Source organism: Cedecea neteri, from assembly GCF_000757825.1.
GTDB classification, from domain to species: Bacteria; Pseudomonadota; Gammaproteobacteria; order Enterobacterales; family Enterobacteriaceae; genus Cedecea; species Cedecea selenatireducens.
This window is the reverse complement of sequence record NZ_CP009451.1, coordinates 637,032-655,032: the sequence shown is the minus strand read 5'-3', so window position 1 is coordinate 655,032 and position 18,001 is coordinate 637,032. Positions and strand designations below refer to the sequence as shown.

Below are 18,001 nucleotides of genomic sequence, written 5' to 3'. Positions count from 1 at the left end.
TTAAAAATGGGTTTTGCTGCGGCGTAGAATCATGTCTTACCGCTTCGCTTAAGCGTATTATCAGGCCCTGGCGCGTAAATAGAGATAAAAATAGCTGCCTGGCCACGCGATAGCTGAATTTTTGCGATAAAAATACAAATACCCGGATGCGGATCTAGATCACAGTCGTTATTTTCAGTAGGTTATAAAAAGTTTGTTACAGATGTATTTTTTGTTGAAGTGGTAATGGAACAGATATCTGCCGGCAGAGTGCGGGCGGATGCTTGCGTCTGGCCATGGCAAGGTCTGGCAAACCATCATCAAAAACAGGTGGAAGGGAATACTATGCGTATTGGTGTACCAAGAGAGCGGTTGACCAATGAATCCCGCGTGGCAGCCACGCCGAAAACGGTAGAGCAGCTGATAAAATTGGGGTTCACGGTCGCCATTGAAAGTGATGCCGGAAAACTGGCAAGCTTTGATGACGAAGCGTTTGAACGCGCGGGTGCGAGCATCACCGACAGCGCAGATGTCTGGCAGTCGGACATTATTCTTAAAGTGAACGCACCGCTGGAAAACGAAATTGAGCTTGCCCGCGAAGGGTCAACGCTGGTGAGCTTTATCTGGCCAGCGCAAAACCCCGAACTGCTTGAAAAGCTCGCGGCGCGGAACATCACCGTGATGGCGATGGACTCTGTGCCGCGTATTTCGCGCGCGCAATCTTTGGATGCGCTTAGCTCCATGGCGAACATCGCCGGCTATCGTGCCATCGTCGAAGCCGCACATGAATTTGGCCGCTTCTTTACCGGGCAAATTACCGCCGCAGGGAAAGTACCGCCTGCCAAAGTCATGGTGATTGGTGCGGGCGTTGCGGGGCTCGCTGCCATCGGCGCGGCCAACAGCCTCGGCGCCATTGTGCGTGCGTTTGATACCCGCCCGGAAGTAAAAGAGCAGGTGCAAAGCATGGGCGCCGAATTCCTGGAGCTGGACTTCAAAGAAGAAGCCGGCAGCGGGGACGGCTATGCGAAGGTGATGTCAAAGGCCTTTATTGACGCGGAAATGGCGCTGTTTGCGGCCCAGGCGAAAGAGGTCGACATCATTGTCACCACCGCGTTAATCCCAGGCAAACCGGCCCCGAAGCTGATCACCCGTGAAATGGTGGACTCCATGCAGGCGGGGAGCGTTATCGTCGATCTCGCCGCGCAAAACGGCGGCAACTGCGAATATACCGTTGCGAACCAGGTCACCGTCACCGCGAACGGCGTGAAGGTCATCGGCTATACCGATTTGCCAGGTCGCCTGCCAACGCAGTCTTCCCAGCTTTACGGTACCAACCTCGTTAACCTGCTTAAGCTGCTGTGCAAAGAAAAAGACGGCAACATTACCGTCGATTTTGATGACGTTGTGGTACGTGGTGTGACGGTTATTCGCGAGGGCGAAGTCACCTGGCCTGCACCTCCGATTCAGGTTTCTGCCCAGCCTCAGGCGAAGGCAAAACCTGCAGCAGAACCGGTGCCAGAGAAAAAAACCACCTCGCCGTGGTTTAAATACGGCCTGATGGCGCTGGCGATTATTCTGTTCGGCTGGTTTGCGAGCGTTGCGCCAAAAGAGTTCCTCGGCCACTTCACCGTGTTTGCTCTGGCCTGCGTCGTCGGCTATTACGTTGTATGGAACGTCTCTCATGCGCTGCACACGCCGCTGATGTCGGTGACCAACGCTATTTCAGGGATTATCGTCGTCGGCGCGCTGCTGCAGATTGGTCACGGCGGCTGGGTCAGCTTCCTGAGCTTCATTGCGGTACTGATCGCCAGTATCAATATTTTTGGTGGTTTCACCGTCACTCAGCGCATGCTGAAAATGTTCCGGAAGAACTAAGGGGTAACAAATGTCTGGAGGATTAGTTACAGCTGCATACATTGTTGCCGCGATCCTGTTTATTTTTAGCCTGGCTGGCCTGTCCAAACACGAAACCTCAAAGCAGGGCAACCTGTTCGGTATGGCGGGGATGGCGATTGCGCTGGTGGCGACCATTTTTGGCCCGGAAACCGGTAACGTGGTGTGGATTATCATCGCCATGGTTATTGGTGGCGCGATTGGTATTCACCTGGCGAAAAAGGTCGAAATGACCGAAATGCCTGAGCTGGTTGCCGTGCTGCACAGCTTTGTGGGCCTGGCGGCGGTGCTGGTGGGCTTTAACAGCTACCTGGATCACGGTCCGGGTCTTGAGCCGATCATGGAGAACATCCACCTGACGGAGGTCTTCATCGGGATCTTTATCGGGGCGGTGACCTTCACCGGGTCTATCGTGGCCTTCGGTAAGCTGCGCGGTAAAATTTCGTCTAAACCGCTGATGCTGCCAAACCGCCATAAGCTCAACCTCGCAGCGCTGGTGGTTTCCTTTGCGCTGTTGCTGGTATTCGTGCGTACCGAAAGCGTCGGCATGCAGGTGCTGGCGGTACTGATTATGACCGTTATCGCGCTGGCGTTTGGCTGGCATCTGGTGGCCTCCATCGGTGGGGCAGACATGCCGGTTGTGGTGTCAATGCTTAACTCCTACTCCGGTTGGGCAGCGGCGGCGGCGGGCTTTATGCTCAGCAACGACCTGCTTATCGTCACCGGTGCGCTGGTTGGTTCATCCGGTGCCATCCTGTCTTACATCATGTGTAAGGCAATGAACCGTTCATTCTTCAGCGTTATCGCAGGTGGCTTTGGCACCGATGGTTCCTCTAGCGGTGAAACAGAAGAAGCCGGTGAGCACCGTGAAATCAGCGCGGAAGAAACCGCTGAGATGCTGAAAAACTCGACCTCGGTGATCATCACCCCGGGCTACGGCATGGCGGTGGCTCAGGCACAGTATCCGGTCGCGGAAATTACCGAGAAGCTGCGTGCGCGTGGGATCAAAGTTCGCTTTGGTATTCATCCCGTAGCCGGTCGTTTGCCGGGGCACATGAACGTACTGCTGGCGGAAGCCCGCGTGCCTTATGATGTCGTGCTGGAAATGGACGAAATCAACGACGACTTTACCGATACCGACACCGTGCTGGTGATCGGGGCTAACGACACCGTTAACCCTGCTGCCCAGGACGATCCGCGCAGCCCAATTGCCGGCATGCCGGTACTGGAAGTCTGGAAAGCGCAGAACGTCATTGTGTTTAAACGTTCGATGAATACCGGCTACGCAGGCGTTCAGAACCCGCTGTTCTTTAAAGAAAACACTCAGATGCTGTTTGGCGATGCCAAAGCCAGCGTCGAAGCGATTCTGAAAGCGCTTTAAGCGTCAACTGTCTCGCGAAAGCCGTCCGAAAGGGCGGCTTTTTTTTGCCTGTCCTGAGCAAAGGGCTATCCCGGCAGTAATCAACAACGCGCTTATCAAATGAAAAGCGTGCAGCGGGACATTCAAAAACAGAATGCTGAACGCGCCGCCGCTGAGCGGGATCAGGTGCGAATAGATCTCTCCCCGCGTTGCGCCAATCGCTAAAATCCCTTTGTTCCAAAGCAGATAAGCCAGCCATGAAGGGAAGATAACCAGGTAGCCCAGCCCGGCTAAAAAACCAGTGTTCAGATACTGGCCTTTAAACGGCTGCGGCTGGTGCATAAGCGTAAAAACAAGCAGCGGAATTAGCACCAGGGCACCAATCACGGCGCTGACGGCGACAAAGGCATTACCGCCGATGGTTTTGGGCTTAAGCCGTAAAAATGCACAATAGAGCGCCCAGCTTGCCGCCGATCCCATCGTCCATGCATCGCCCCGGTTCAGGTTTTTCAACGTGTCGAGATGCAGCAAATCCCCCTGCATTACCAGATAGATCACGCCTGCGGAACTCAAAATAACGCCCAGAATGTTGCGGCGCGAGATGACCTCCCTGAACACTAGCTTATTGATAAGCAGCACCAGCGCTGGCGTGGTCGACAGGTAAATGGCGGCGTTGAGCGAGGAGGTGTACTGCAGTCCCACATACAACGTCACCGGAAACAGCACCTGGCCACAAAGCGCCAGAAAAAAGACCGTGCCCCTGGCCTGCATCATCTCCGGCCACTGTTTTTTAACCTGCGCCCCGTAAAGCGCCATTAACAGCAGCGCGGTCAGCAACCAGCGGGCTTCTGAGAGAACAATTGGATCGGCCTGAGCCACCAGTAAATGCCCGACAACATAGTTACCTCCCCAGAACAGGGCGGCGAGGCTGAGTAATAAATACGGCATAGATTGATTTCCATCATATGATGCTGGCAGGATGCCGTGTAGATATCGCTTTTATCTATAATTACGATGAGGCATGCGGCCAGCTCGGTAAATTAACGTCTGCTCAGGCGCCTGATGGCTTGATTTTAAAGGCGTGTAACGCTTTTTAGTCGACAGGAAAAGGATAAACATCCGCCTGGTGTAAAGCGAATTCATCTTTTCCATTTCAAGGTATCGTTTTTATCTATGAAGTTTACTCTGCGGCAACTGGAGTTTTTCATCGCCTTAGCACAGACGAAACAGATCTCTAAAGCGGCAACCCGCTGCCATATTTCGCAGTCATCAATGACGGTGGCCATGCGCAATCTGGAAGAGGCCCTGAACAGTCAGCTTTTCCTGCGTAAGCCCAGGGGCGTGCAGCTCACGCCGTCCGGCGAGCGCTTTTTACTTCATGCCCGCAAAATCATCAGCGACAGCCAGCATGCCATAGAAGACCTGCAGTACCAGCCTGAGCTGGCAGCCGGAGAGCTGACCATCGGCATTGCGAAGACGCTTGCCGCCTACCTGCTGCCGGCAATTATCAGCGAGGTTGAACAGCACTTCCCGCTGATGACCCTCCGCTTTGTTGAAGACGATCCCGCTGAGCTTATCCAACAGCTTCGGGACAAAATGCTGGCGTTTGCCCTGGTGCTGACGTCGAATATCATCCACGACGCAGGGCTGAACGTTGAGACATTTATCCGCTCGCAGCGCCGCCTGTGGGTTTCGCAGGGGCATCCGCTGTTGAACCAGCCCGCGATAAAGCTGGCCGATATCGCAGGCGTGCCGTTTATCATGCTGGATACGGACAAATACCCGGACGTGATTTGCCAGCACTGGCAGGCGAAAGGCGGGCAGCCCAACGTTACTTTTACCACCACGTCTTTTGAAACCGTGCGCAGCCTGGTGGCCAAGGGAAGGGGCGTCACCATTCTGTCCGATCTGGTTTATCGTCCCTGGTCGCTTGAGGGGCTGCGGGTGATGAGAAAAACGATAGAGGATAGCGCAACCTATATGGATGTTGGCGCCGTGCTGCTGCAGGGGAAACCGCTGGCGGAGAGTGAGCGAATGGTGCTCGATTACCTGCGGGGCATCATCATTCGCCTCGATGATAACGCCTGAGCGACAAATAAAAATCCCGCCGGTATTCAGCGGGATTTCTGCTTAAGGGCCTGGCGACATCAGTCGTCTTCCGGATCGTCCATTTCGACCGGCGTCTGGTAATCATCCGGCTTTATGACCAGTAAATCACAGCGCAGATGGTCGATGACCTGCTCTGCGGTATTGCCCAGAAATGCCGCAGACAGCCCGGTGCGGCCCACCGTACCAAGTACCACAATCCCGGCCTGCAGATGCTCGGCCATGTCCGGGATCACTTCTTCAGGCAGCCCTTTCTCAACGTGGGTCATCTTCTCGTCGATGGCGTATTTCTGGCGCAGCGCCTTCATGGCGACAAGGTGCTGGCCGCGAATCGCGTCGTTATACACGCTCGGGTCAAAATCAGGCAGCTCAATGGCAATGTTGATTGGCGTGACCGGGTAGGCGCCTATCAAATGGACTTCGGTATGGTTGACATCATCCGCCAGCTTCAGGGTTTCCTTCACCAGCTTTTCATTCAGCGCATTGTGGTAAAGCTCTTCGCTGGCAAGATTGACCGCCACCAGCGCTTTACCGCCTTCAGGCCACGGCTGGTCTTTCACCATCCACACCGGACAAGGGCATTTACGCAGCAGATGCCAGTCGGTTGGGGTGAATATTACCGCTTCCAGCCTGTCGTGCTGGTGGGCCATTTTCAGCAGCAGGTCGTGCCCGCCGGCGATCACTTCCTGGATGATGGCTTCAAACGGGCGGTTGTGCCACACCACTTTGATATCAATAGGAATGCCGGCTTCAATGTAGTACTGCGCCTGCTGTTTAATCCAGGCCGTACGCTGGCTGATAACCCCTTTGCGCATGGCGGTGCGTTCATCAGGCGACAGAAGCGTGGTCATTTCGTAGGAAAAGTCATAGATAGGCAGGAAGGCTTTGATCCTGCCGCCAATCCGTTGATGCAAATAAACAGCACGCCGCAGGGCAGGTTGATCGTCCTGGTTCGGGTCAATCGCGACAAGCATGTTTTGGTAGTTTGCCATACAGGTCTCCTTACAACTGCTTAACCACAGTCTGTGAAGTAAGATTAACCCATAAGAAAGGAATGAAACAGGTGGAGAGCCCCTGCCGGATCAATAAATGGAATAAAAGGCGATCCGGCAAAGGAGGGGGTTATCAGGCGACGTTACGTGACTGGCCCGCAAGGTCTGACAACAGGTCGATGTTCTCGATGGTGATGTACTTGCCTTTCACCGCCAGCATACCGCTCTTCTGGAAGCGACCCAGCAGGCGACTGATGGTTTCCACCGTCAGGCCGAGGTAGTTACCGATATCGCCACGGGTCATGGTCAGGCGGAACTCACGCGGCGAGAAGCCACGCTGGGCGAAGCGGCGAGAAAGATTGTAGATAAACGCCGCCAGGCGCTCTTCGGCATTCTTTTTCGACAGCAGCAAAATCATGTCCTGGTCGCCTTTAATTTCGCCGCTCATCAGGCGCATCATCTGCTGACGCAGGCTTGGCATTTTACCGGACAGATCGTCGAGGGTCTCAAACGGGATTTCACACACCATAGAAGTTTCCAGCGCCTGAGCGAAGCTCGGGTGATGGCCGGTGCCGATGGCGTCGAAGCCAACCAGGTCACCCGCCAGGTGGAAACCGGTGATTTGCTCATCGCCCTGCTCGGTAATGGTGTAGCTTTTGATGGTGCCGGAGCGAATAGCGTACAGCGATTTCAGTTCATCACCCGCTTTAAACAGGGTTTGTCCCTTTTGAATCGGCTTTTTACGCTCGATGATATTATCAAGCTGATCGAGTTCATGCTCATTAAGCGTGAAGGGGATGCATAATTGGCTGATGCTGCAATCCTGGCAATGGATAGCACAACCGCCAGACTGAATTCGTCGAATAATACGCTTTTCAGGGATCATAGATATGCTCGGACCGTAATTGATATTGGTCAATTTTAACATCTTTTTTGCGATCAGGTAAGTCTGGCAGAACGCTATCCGGACAATAATAAAGGTAGGGGGCTAAAAAAAGGCCGTCATCTTGTTGAATTCACTAAAACATTAAAGTGCAGCGACTCCGTTTCGGAATAAATAGCCGCACTTTTGGCAACTTCTACAGTAATAAATAGCCTTCGTGGCGCAGCAGCCACTCTTTCCGCGCCACGCCGCCCGCGTAGCCAGTCATCGTCCCGTTACGGCCGATAACGCGATGGCAGGGCACCACGATACTGACCGGGTTTGAGCCGTTAGCGGCGCCGACAGCGCGTGCCGCTCCGGCCCGGCCCAGCTGCTCCGCAAGCTGCCCGTAATGCATCACTCGCCCGCAGGGAATATCACGCAGAGCTTGCCAAACCTGACGCTGGAAATCCGTGCCTGCGGTGGCCGTAGGCAGAGCATCAATTACCGCCAGGTCGCCCGCAAAGTAATCGCGTAGCTTATCGCTCAGTCCATTCGGGTTTCGGCTGCTAACGCGTTGAAAACCTTGCGCACCATAATGAATGTTGAGCAGCTGTGCCATGCGATCGCTATGTTCTTCCCACTCCACGGCCCGAAGCCTGAACTGCTCATCGCACAGGATCCACAGCGGCCCAACAGGCGTGTCAATTTTATCTTCCAATATCGTCAGCACGGCATAACTCCGTTTTTATTGCGGGTTCAGGCCGATGTCCGGCCCCTTTGCAGGCTGAAAAGATAGCATGCGTTCAACGATAGCAGCCAGACCCCAAAAGGATTAACGCTGCGGAGTAATATGCAGGCAGAAAAAGAATCCAACGATAATAACGATCAATGGCATCGGAAAACCCATTATCTCCTGACCGACCGTTGAGCCGAAATAGCGTCATCCGGGCAGCCTGATTGCGGCGGTGATTATTTTCCAATGCAGATAATAATAATTGCTATTGCGGTTATTTGATTCACGTTTTTTTAACGCAAATGCAAAGTATTTATTTTTTAAAAAAACAGTGGCGCAAATAATGCGCCGGGTTTACGAAATGAAGCCTGGCATTATCCCCGTTGAGCCCTACGCAGGGCGAGGTTATAGTAGCCGCAGATAACACCGGAGGATTGACCGTGAACCTTGACGACAAATCGCTGTTTCTTGACGCCATGGAGGATGTCAAACCGCTGAAAAACTGCGCAGACAGCCAGTGGATCAAACCTCAGAAAGAGAACGTTGCTGCAAAGCCGGATCCCACCCAGCTCGACAACTTTCTCACCACCGATTTTTTGGAAATCATCCCCCTCGACACGCCGCTTGAGTACAAGCGTGAAGGCTTACAGAACGGCGTGCTGGACAAGCTCAGGCTCGGAAAATACGGCCAGCAGGCCAGTCTCAATCTGATTCGCCAGCCCGTTGAACGCTGTCGACAACTGCTCTTTTCCTACGTCATGCAGGCGAAACAGGATGGCCTGCGTAATCTGCTGATCGTTCACGGCAAAGGGCGAGAAGATAAATCCCATGCCAACGTGGTGCGCAGTTTCCTTGGGCGCTGGCTGGCCGAGTTTGACGAGGTTCAGGCTTTTTGCGTGGCGATGCCGCACCACGGCGGCAGCGGGGCCTGCTATGTTGCTTTAAAAAAATCAGAGCAGGCTAAACTGGAAACGTGGGAAAAACACGCCAAACGCAGCCGTTAAGGCTGTAGCCGCAGAGATTGCGGCTACGGTTCTCAGGCCGGCATCGATTTACGAATTGAAGACAGCAAAATCTGTGCGGCCGTTGAAAGCGGGGTGTCCACGCGCGTCAGAATACCGATAGGCTCTCCGACGCCCGGAATGGGGACGGGGAGGGCAGTCAGCGTGCCCTGTCGCAAATCATCCTTCACCGCACCTGACGGCACAAACCAGACGTAGTTGTACTCCACGGTGAGCTGGCGTGAGAGAGAAGCGGAAAGCGTCTCAACGCAGGTCGCGGGCAGCTTACAGCCCTGTGAAGCAAGCAAAGACTCCGCGTTGTCGCGCGGCACCGTGCCCTGAGGTGAAACCACCGCAGGCCATTCCATCACCCGGCTCAGGGTAATATTTTCATGCAGCAGCGGGTGATTAGGGCGCACGACCAGCTTGAGGGACTCGAGGAACAGCAGTTCATAGTTAAGGCCGGTCATCAGCTCAGGATCGGACATTCGCCCAATCCCCAGGTCCAGCTCGCCGGACTTCAGCCCCGCCAGCAGCATGGTGTTATTCATCGTGCCAACCTGGAGCGTGACGTCGCTCTGATGCTTATGAAACTCTCCGATAACCGCCGGTAAAATGCCCAGGGCCGCAGTAGGAAGCGCGCCAATGCGCACGACATCAGAAGGCCTGTCCTCTTTTCTAATAAACGACTGTCCGGCATGGTTCAGGGCATCAAGCACTTTTACCGCATGGGTTAAAAACTGCTCGCCCGTCAGGGTTAGCTGGGCCCCCAGCCGCCCGCGTTCGAACAGGCGGGTACCGGTCAGCTGTTCCAGCTCGTTGAGGGTTTTGGAGAGAGCCGGCTGGCTCAGGTTAAGGGTTTCAGCCGCGCGACCCAGGGTTCCCTGCTGAGCGACGGCTACGAAAGTATGCAAATGGCGCAAGCGAATGCGCTGATTGAAGAGACCGTTTTTTTCCATAGCCGATGTTAAAAACAGTCCGGCTTCGCTGACAAGCTTTGGTGTTGAATTTTGATAACCTGATTGCAAAATATCATTAACATTTGGCTATGACTAAGCGCATAACAGATTTAAATCAGAGGAGATTTTTCCGGTGCGGGTGCAGCTAATGCTCTGAAAAGTGACGCCGATCGGCAGATTTGCGCGTTGCCTGTTTTAGTTAATTTTTTGTTAATTTATACTCGTGGGGATGGCCATTCTTCATAACACGATGTTATGTAATGTGCTGAAAAAATTACTTTTTAGGCGCTGCAAAGCAGATCACAAAATGGAAATTCTTCCTGATAAGTGATCCACCAGGCTCTACGCTTTCAGCACTATCCACTGGAGGCATGACATCATGGCGAACACCCTCACGGCCGATGAGATTCGGGACAAATTTTCGCAAGCTATGTCGGCGATGTACCAGCAAGAAGTTCCGCAGTACGGCACCTTACTGGAGCTTGTGGCCGATGTGAACCTGGCGGTGCTGGAACACGATCCTGAACTGCATCAGCAACTGGAAAACGCCGACGAGCTGGCCAGGCTTAGCGTGGAACGTCACGGTGCCATTCGCGTTGGCAAAGCCGAAGAGCTGGCGGTATTAAAGCGGATTTTTGCGGTCATGGGCATGCATCCGGTGGGCTACTATGACCTGTCCCAGGCCGGGGTGCCGGTGCATTCTACCGCCTTCCGCCCGATTGATGATCAGGCGCTGGCCCGCAACCCCTTCCGCGTGTTTACCTCTCTGCTGCGCCTCGAGCTGATTGATAACCCGGAACTCAGGGCGCGTGCCGCCGCGATTCTGGCTCAACGTGACATTTTTACTCCACGCTGCCGTGAGATGCTGGATCTTCATGATAAGCAGGGCAGTTTTAGCGAAGATGAGGCCAATATATTCGTGGCCGAAGCGCTGGAAACCTTCCGCTGGCATCAGCACGCCACGGTGGATGCCGACACCTATCGCGCTCTGCACGACGAACATCGCCTGATTGCCGACGTAGTTTGCTTCCGTGGCTGCCACATCAACCATCTCACGCCCCGCACGCTGGACATCGATCGCGTGCAGTCCCTGATGCCGGAACGCGGCATCACGCCAAAAGCCATTATTGAAGGCCCGCCTCGCCGTGAGCGACCCATTCTGCTTCGCCAGACCAGCTTTAAAGCGCTGGAAGAGCCTATTTTGTTTGCCGGCGAGCACCACGGTACGCACACCGCGCGTTTTGGGGAAATCGAGCAGCGTGGCGTCGCGCTGACGCCTAAAGGCCGGGCGCTGTACGACGAGCTGCTGCTGGAAGCAGGCAACGGCACCGACAACCTTAGCCATCAGCATCACCTGCAGGAAGTATTCAGCCGCTTCCCGGACAGCGATGCGCTGCTGCGCCGTCAGGGGCTGGCCTATTTTCGCTATCGCCTGACGCCGGTGGGCGACATGCACCGCCAGTCCATCAAACCGGGCGACGATCCGCAGCTGCTTATCGAGCGCGGGTGGCTTGTCGCGCAGCCGATAGTTTATGAAGACTTCCTGCCGGTCAGCGCTGCGGGCATTTTCCAGTCGAACCTGGGCAGCGACGGCGGGCACCGGCAGCACGGTCATTCCAGCCGGCAGGAATTCGAAGAGGCGCTCGGCACGGCGGTTACCGACGAATTTAGCCTTTATCAACAGGCGGAAGATCGCAGTAAACGGCGTTGCGGTTTGCTGTAAACGCGTTACCCTGCTGGGATGTCAGTTACAAGGAACAGCAGATGGAACACGTTGTTAACGTTGCTCAGGGTCAACTGAGCGGCGTCCTGCAGGGGGATATTGCGGTGTATCGCGGTATTCCCTTTGCCGCTCCTCCCACCGAAAACCTGCGCTGGCGAGCGCCACAGCCGCCTGAGAGCTGGCCTGGCGTTCGCGTCGCCGATACCTTCGCCCCGGCCTGTTGGCAAAGCCTGGAGTACTGCAAGGCGGTCGGCGGCGGCGATCCCGGCCAGTTCTCGGAAGATTGCCTCTACCTCAATATCTGGACGCCAGCCCGACGCGACGACAAACCGCTGCCCGTCATGGTCTGGCTGCACGGCGGCGGTTACACCATCGGGGCCGGTTCGCTGCCGCCTTACGATGGCGCGGCGCTGGCCTCGCGCGGCGTTGTATTAGTGACGGTGAACTATCGCCTCGGGCACCTGGGTTTTTTTGCGCACCCAGCGCTGGACGAAGAAAACCCGGATGGCCCGGTTCATAATTTCGCCTTACTCGATCAGATAGCCGCGCTGAAATGGGTGAAAGAAAATATTGCCGCTTTTGGCGGTGATGCCGCCAGCGTGACGCTGTTTGGCGAATCAGCGGGGGCACGCAGCGTGCTCTCGCTGCTGGCTTCGCCATTAGCCAGCGGGCTTTTCCACAAAGGCATAGTTCAAAGCGCCTATACCTTGCCGGACGTCGATCGCCGCAAGGCCCTCAGACGTGGGGTGGCGGTGGCTGAACATTTTGGGCTGCAAAATGCCAGCGCCGAAGCGCTGCGCTCGCTTCCCGCCGACGAGCTGTGGGCTCTGGAGGCTCCGCTGAACATCGGCCCGACGCCCATTAGCGGCGATATCGTTCTGCCCGAACCGATGCTGGATGTTTTCTTTGCCGGGCGACAGCACCGCATGCCGCTGATGGTCGGCAGCAACAGCGACGAAGCGAGCGTGCTGAGCTACTTCGGCATAGATCCCGCCGGGCAGGTTGAGCTGCTGCGTCGGGAAAAGCGTTTTGGCCTGGGCCTGATAAAATTGCTTTATCCGGGCGTTAAAGGGGACGCTGAACTGGGGCGGCAGGTATGCCGGGATATGGCGTTTACGACGTCAGGATTTGTGGTGATGCAGGCGCAGCAGCGCGTCGGTCAGCCCTGCTGGCGCTACTATTTTGACTACGTGGCAGAGGCCGAGCGAGAAACCTACGCCAACGGCACCTGGCACGGCAACGAAGTGGCGTATGTCTTTAACACGCTGCAGCTCTCCCCGCCGGCCAGCGAATATGTGAATGAACGGGACCTGCAGTTTGCGGCGCACGTCGGTGACTACTGGGTAAGTTTTGCCCGCAGTGCCGGAGCGCACAGCAAATCGCTACCCGGGCCGGTAAGCTGGCCCGCCAGCATCAAAGGGCGGGATCGCACGCTGCGTCTGGGCGTGCACCTGCGGGCGAAATTTAAGGTGGAAAATCGCTTTATGCGCATGAGGATGCAGCTGTTTAAGCGGGTGATGAAGCACCACGTCAGCCTGGACTGAGCAGCTCATTGCAAAACCCCTCGAGCCCGGCGGCATGTTCGCTGTCGGGTTTTACCGCCAGCCGGTAACCTGCGCCGGTTTTCACGCTACCGGCAAACGGTCGCACCAGCCGTCCGGTCCGAATATCTTCGGCAACCAGCGTTTCGTCGGCTATCGCAATGCCAAACCCCTGAATGGCCGCGCTGATGGCAAGATCCATCGTGTCGAAGTGCTGATTTTTAGTCATGGCCTGCCACGGCGCGGGGTTATCTGAAAGCCACAGCGACCAGTCGGTACGATCGCGGGTTGGGTGCAAAAAGGTTAATCGCTCCCAGCCACTCGCGTGTTGCGGCAGCAGTCCCTGGCTGATGACCGGGGTCAGGGCTTCTTCAAACAGCAGCGTGCCGCTCTTTGCCTGCTGCCCAAACACAATTGCGGCGTCAAACGGCTCATTTTTGAAATTGATGCCGTGCTCAACGGTGGTGGTCAGCGCCACCTGTATTTCCGGCATTCGCTGTTCGAGCTGGATGAGTCTGGGCACCAGCCAGCGCATGGCGCAGGTGGGGGCCTTGAGCCGGATAATTTCAGGCTTATGACAGGCGCGGTCTGCCACGTCCAGCAGCCTGTTGAAGGCGCTCTGCAGATCGGGGAGTAGGGCGCTGCCCTGAGGCGTAAGACGTAGTCCGCGCGCGTGGCGTTCAAAAAGCGCAAAGCCAAACCACTGTTCCAGCGCGGCAATTTTTCGGCTGACCGCGCCTTGCGTCAGGCACAGCTCTTTCGCCGCTCTGGTGAGGTTCAGGTGCCTGGCGGTGACCAGGAAAGCATCGAGGGTATTAAGGGGGAAATTACGCCGGGTCATAACGCTCTCCGCTGAGCTATGCATTTTTTGCATAGCTATTATGACAACAATTCGATTGTCGTGGCAATCGCATCCGGATTGAATAGTTATGCACATCGCATAATGTTCAGGAGCGGCTATGGCCATGCAAACCCCGGTACAACATCGTTCAAAATTACCGGACGTAGGAACCACGATTTTCACGGTGATCGGCCAGCTTTCCGCGCAGCACCAGGCGATAAACCTTTCTCAGGGCGCGCCAAACTTTCCCTGCGACCCGAAATTAATTGCCGGCGTCACCAAAGCGATGCAGGAAGGGCATAACCAGTACGCCCCAATGACCGGCCTGGCCTCCCTGAAGCAGCTTATTGCTGAAAAAGTGCTGAGCCTATACGGCTCAAGCTATAACCCCGCCGATGAAGTGCTGGTGACCGCCAGCGCCAGCGAAGGACTCTATTCCGCCATTGGCGGGCTGGTGCATCCCGGCGACGAGGTTATCTACTTTGAGCCTTCTTTTGACAGCTACGCGCCAATAGTTCGCCTGCAGGGCGCCACGCCGGTTGCGCTGAAGCTGAACCTGCCGGATTTCACCATTAACTGGGATGAAGTCCGGGCGGCTATCACGCCGCGCACGCGCATGATTATCGTCAACACGCCGCATAACCCAAGCGGGCAGGTGTTCAGCGCCCATGACCTCGAGATGCTGGCGGCACTAACCCGTCACACCGACATCGTTATCCTGTCTGATGAAGTGTACGAACACATCGTGTTTGACGGCAAAAAGCATCACGGCATGGCGACTCACCCGCAGCTTGCCGAGCGCAGCGTGATTGTGTCGTCCTTCGGCAAAACCTTCCACGTGACCGGCTGGCGCGTGGGTTATTGCCTGGCGCCAGCGGCGTTAATGGATGAAATCTGCAAGGTGCATCAGTTCCTGATGTTCTCTGCCGATACGCCGATGCAGTACGCCTTTGCTGACTATATGAGCGACCCGCAAACTTATCTCTCGCTGGCGGCGTTTTATCAGCGCAAGCGTGATTTAATGCAGTCTCTGCTGGCCGAATCACCGTTTGAACTGTTGCCGAGCGGCGGGTCATTCTTCCTGCTGGCCCGCTTCGGGCACTTCAGCGATGAGTCCGACAGCGAAATGGTGAAGCGATTGATCACCGACTATGGCGTGGCGACGATTCCGCTTTCCGCGTTTTATACCGACGGTACCGATAACAACATTATCCGGCTCTCATTTGCTAAAGATGAAGCCACATTACGGGCGGGCGCACAGGCGCTGTGCCGGGTTAAGCCACGCTGATAGAGGTCATGATGAAAAAAGTTTATGCGCTAAGTTTGCTTCTTGGGCTGTGCTCTTCGTTTTCTGCGCTGGCGGCCGGCGAGCTGCGTTATGGTCTGGAAGCGGAATATCCTCCGTTTGAGAGCCGCAACAGCGCGGGCGAGCTGGAAGGATTTGATATTGAGCTGGGCAAGGCGATTTGCCAGGCGGCCAGCCTCAAGTGTAGCTGGGTTGAAACCTCGTTTGACTCGCTGATCCCAGGGCTCGCCGCGAAGAAATTCGACGCCATCAACTCGGCGATGAACATCACCGCCCAGCGGCAAAAAAGCATTGATTTCACCCAGCCAATCTACCGCATTCCTTCTCAACTGGTCGGCAAAGAAGGCAGCGGCCTGCAAGCGACGGCGGAAGGGCTGAAGGGTAAAACCATCGGCGTGCTGCAGGGCTCTATTCAGGAAACCTACGCCAAAGAACATTGGGAGAAGCAGGGCGTAAGCGTCGTGTCGTATAAAGATCAGAACATGGCCTGGGCCGATTTGCTGAACGGCCGCATTGACGCCTCGCTGGTGATGTCCGCTGCGGGTCAGGCGGGCTTCCTGAGCACGCCGCAGGGCAAAGGCTTTGGTTTTATCGGCAAGCCGGTGAGCGACGATACCATTCTCGGCAGCGGGATCGGCTTTGGTCTGCGTAAAGGTGACGCTGTCACTAAAAAAGAGCTGGACGCGGCGATTGATAAAGTCAAAGCCGACGGCACCGTCACCAGGCTTGCGCAGAAGTTCTTTCCGGGCATCGACGTTAGCGTGAAGTAACCTTTCTGGCGGCTCGCCGACGGGCCGCCAGCTAAAATTTTTAGCGCTTTTTTCGCCAGAGTATTGTCCATTTTTCGGCAATATCTGGTTTCCTGAAAAAAACCTTCGTTCCTCCCTCAAACGCCTTCACCGCCCATTGGATTCATTGTGAATTTTGTCTAGAGTGTGCGGTCGTACAGGTAGCAGTCTCTTGCCGCTGTTCTGCCCGAGGGCGGGACGAAACACATCGACATATAAGGACGATTTCTCAGGCATGAATCGCAGACGTTTTATCCAGGCCTCTATGGCTCTCGCCGCTGCCTGCGGCACGCCGACCCTTGCCACGCTGTTCTCCCGAAGCGCCTTTGCAGCCGAGTCCGGCATTGCGGACGGGCACTCCACTGCCTTCGATTTTGCAGTGCTCCAGGGCATGGCGCATGACCTGTCGAAAAAACCGTGGGGAGGCGCGCCGAGAGCGCTGCCGAACACGCTTGCTAACCTGACGCCTCAGGCTTACAACGCCATCCAGTATGATGCTAATCATTCGCTGTGGAACAACATAGATAATCGCCAGCTCGACGTTCAGTTCTTCCACGTCGGCATGGGGTTCCGCCGCCGCGTCAGAATGTTTTCTCTGGACTCTGCCACCCACCAGGCGCGTGAAATTCACTTCCGTCCGGAATTGTTTAACTACAACGACGCGGGCGTGGACACCAAACAGCTCGAAGGCCAGACCGATCTCGGCTTTGCCGGTCTGAAGGTCTTTAAGGCGCCTGAACTGGCGCGCCGTGACGTGGTGTCATTCCTCGGTGCCAGCTACTTCCGCGCCGTAGACAGCACTTACCAGTACGGCTTGTCCGCACGTGGCCTGGCGGTGGACACTTTCACCGACACGCCGGAAGAGTTCCCGGACTTCACCTCGTTCTGGTTTGAAACGCCAAAAGCTTCCGACACCACTTTTGTGGTCTACGCGCTGCTGGACAGCCCAAGCGTGACCGGTGCCTACAAATTTACCATCAACTGCGAAGCCGAACGGGTGGTGATGGAGGTGGACAACCATCTTTACGCCCGTAAAGACGTCAAGCAGCTGGGTATTGCACCGATGACCAGTATGTTTGCCTGCGGCACCAACGAACGCCGCACCTGCGACACCATTCACCCGCAAATTCACGACTCCGACCGCCTGGCCATGTGGCGCGGTAACGGCGAGTGGATTTGCCGCCCGTTGAATAACCCGCAAAAGCTGCAGTTCAACGCTTTCATGGACGAAAACCCGAAAGGCTTCGGCCTGCTGCAGCTGGACCACGATTTTGCCAGCTACCAGGACATCATGGGCTGGTACAACAAGCGCCCAAGCCTGTGGGTGGAGCCGCGCAACAAGTGGGGCAAAGGCTCCGTTGGCCTGATGGAAATCCCGACCACCGGCGAAACCCTCGACAATATCGTCTGCTTTTGGCAGCCGGAAAAACCGGTCAAAGCCGGGGATGAGTTCGAGTTTAAATACCGTCTCTACTGGAGCGGCCTGCCGCCTGTCACCACGGATCTGGCCCGCGTTTACGCCACCCGTACCGGCATGGGCAGCTTCCCGGAAGGCTGGGCGCCGGGCGAACACTTCCCGGACAAATGGTCCCGCCGCTTTGCTATTGATTTTGTCGGCGGCGACCTGAAAGCCGCCGCGCCGAAAGGCATTGAACCGGTGATAACGCTCTCCAACGGCGAAGCGAAGCAGGTTGAGATCCTCTACGTCGAACCGTTTGACGGCTACCGCATTCTGTTTGACTGGTACCCGACCAACGACTCCACCGACCCGGTCGAGATGCGTATGTTCCTGCGCTGCCAGGGGAAAGCCATCAGTGAAACCTGGCTGTACCAGTACTTCCCGCCGCCGGCGGATAAGCGTAAATACGTCGACGATCGCGAAATGCGTTAATCACCCCAGCCCCGCCGCGTATA

Annotated in this window: 15 protein-coding genes; 9 read left to right on the top strand and 6 right to left on the bottom strand. The window is 55.9% G+C overall.

Annotation, left to right across the window (positions count from 1 at the left end):
• Positions 1–324: 324 nt before the first annotated feature.
• Both pntA and pntB read left to right on the top strand, forming a co-directional pair.
• Positions 325–1,854 (top strand): Re/Si-specific NAD(P)(+) transhydrogenase subunit alpha, encoded by a 1,530-nt coding sequence (gene pntA, locus JT31_RS02850; RefSeq protein WP_038473097.1) that lies wholly within the window; start codon positions 325–327, stop codon positions 1,852–1,854.
• A 10-nt stretch (positions 1,855–1,864) separates the two neighbouring features.
• Complete coding sequence (gene pntB, locus JT31_RS02845; RefSeq protein WP_038473095.1) at positions 1,865–3,253, top strand: Re/Si-specific NAD(P)(+) transhydrogenase subunit beta; 1,389 nt, start codon at positions 1,865–1,867, stop codon at positions 3,251–3,253.
• A 3-nt stretch (positions 3,254–3,256) separates the two neighbouring features.
• On the opposite strand, the gene JT31_RS02840 is transcribed toward pntB, so the two are convergent.
• Complete coding sequence (locus tag JT31_RS02840; protein ID WP_038473094.1) at positions 3,257–4,180, bottom strand: DMT family transporter; 924 nt, start codon at positions 4,178–4,180, stop codon at positions 3,257–3,259.
• A gap of 225 nt (positions 4,181–4,405) precedes the next feature.
• Between JT31_RS02840 and JT31_RS02835 the strand changes: the two genes are divergently transcribed.
• A complete protein-coding gene (locus JT31_RS02835; protein WP_038473092.1) occupies positions 4,406–5,320 on the top strand; it encodes a LysR family transcriptional regulator in 915 nt (304 codons plus the stop codon).
• 59 nt (positions 5,321–5,379) lie between these two features.
• Here JT31_RS02835 and uspE read toward each other — a convergent pair whose 3' ends face one another.
• The 3 genes from uspE to ogt form a co-directional block, all read right to left on the bottom strand.
• Complete coding sequence (gene uspE, locus JT31_RS02830; protein WP_038473091.1) at positions 5,380–6,330, bottom strand: universal stress protein UspE; 951 nt, start codon at positions 6,328–6,330, stop codon at positions 5,380–5,382.
• Between the two features lie 133 nt (positions 6,331–6,463).
• Complete coding sequence (gene fnr, locus JT31_RS02825) at positions 6,464–7,216, bottom strand: fumarate/nitrate reduction transcriptional regulator Fnr (RefSeq protein WP_038482703.1); 753 nt, start codon at positions 7,214–7,216, stop codon at positions 6,464–6,466.
• Positions 7,217–7,409: 193 nt separating this feature from the next.
• The gene (gene ogt / locus JT31_RS02820) at positions 7,410–7,925 is read right to left on the bottom strand and encodes a methylated-DNA--[protein]-cysteine S-methyltransferase (protein ID WP_038473089.1); all 516 of its coding nucleotides are present in this window, start codon (positions 7,923–7,925) and stop codon (positions 7,410–7,412) included.
• Between the two features lie 443 nt (positions 7,926–8,368).
• Between ogt and smrA the strand changes: the two genes are divergently transcribed.
• Positions 8,369–8,932: a DNA endonuclease SmrA gene (smrA, locus tag JT31_RS02815; protein ID WP_038473088.1), complete on the top strand. Its 564-nt coding sequence runs from the start codon at positions 8,369–8,371 to the stop codon at positions 8,930–8,932.
• Positions 8,933–8,964: 32 nt separating this feature from the next.
• On the opposite strand, the gene JT31_RS02810 is transcribed toward smrA, so the two are convergent.
• Positions 8,965–9,888, bottom strand: a complete 924-nt coding sequence (locus JT31_RS02810) for a LysR substrate-binding domain-containing protein (RefSeq protein WP_038473086.1) — start codon at positions 9,886–9,888, stop codon at positions 8,965–8,967.
• Between the two features lie 379 nt (positions 9,889–10,267).
• On the opposite strand from JT31_RS02810, the gene JT31_RS02805 reads away from it, so the two are divergent.
• On the top strand, positions 10,268–11,611 hold the full coding sequence (locus tag JT31_RS02805) for a VOC family protein (RefSeq protein WP_038473084.1): 1,344 nt from the start codon (positions 10,268–10,270) through the stop codon (positions 11,609–11,611).
• Positions 11,612–11,652: 41 nt separating this feature from the next.
• The gene (locus JT31_RS02800; protein WP_038473082.1) at positions 11,653–13,155 is read left to right on the top strand and encodes a carboxylesterase/lipase family protein; all 1,503 of its coding nucleotides are present in this window, start codon (positions 11,653–11,655) and stop codon (positions 13,153–13,155) included.
• On the opposite strand, the gene JT31_RS02795 is transcribed toward JT31_RS02800, so the two are convergent.
• Complete coding sequence (locus tag JT31_RS02795; protein WP_038473080.1) at positions 13,142–13,993, bottom strand: LysR family transcriptional regulator; 852 nt, start codon at positions 13,991–13,993, stop codon at positions 13,142–13,144. The genes JT31_RS02800 and JT31_RS02795 overlap by 14 nt on opposite strands.
• Positions 13,994–14,111: 118 nt before the next feature.
• On the opposite strand from JT31_RS02795, the gene JT31_RS02790 reads away from it, so the two are divergent.
• The 3 genes from JT31_RS02790 to JT31_RS02780 all read left to right on the top strand — a co-directional run bounded on the left by JT31_RS02790 (position 14,112) and on the right by JT31_RS02780 (position 17,978).
• Entirely contained in the window at positions 14,112–15,281 is a 1,170-nt protein-coding gene (locus tag JT31_RS02790; protein ID WP_038473079.1) for a pyridoxal phosphate-dependent aminotransferase, read from the top strand.
• Between the two features lie 11 nt (positions 15,282–15,292).
• Complete coding sequence (locus tag JT31_RS02785; protein ID WP_038482700.1) at positions 15,293–16,069, top strand: transporter substrate-binding domain-containing protein; 777 nt, start codon at positions 15,293–15,295, stop codon at positions 16,067–16,069.
• A gap of 253 nt (positions 16,070–16,322) precedes the next feature.
• On the top strand, positions 16,323–17,978 hold the full coding sequence (locus JT31_RS02780; RefSeq protein WP_038473077.1) for a glucan biosynthesis protein D: 1,656 nt from the start codon (positions 16,323–16,325) through the stop codon (positions 17,976–17,978).
• The last annotated feature ends 23 nt before the right edge of the window (positions 17,979–18,001 follow it).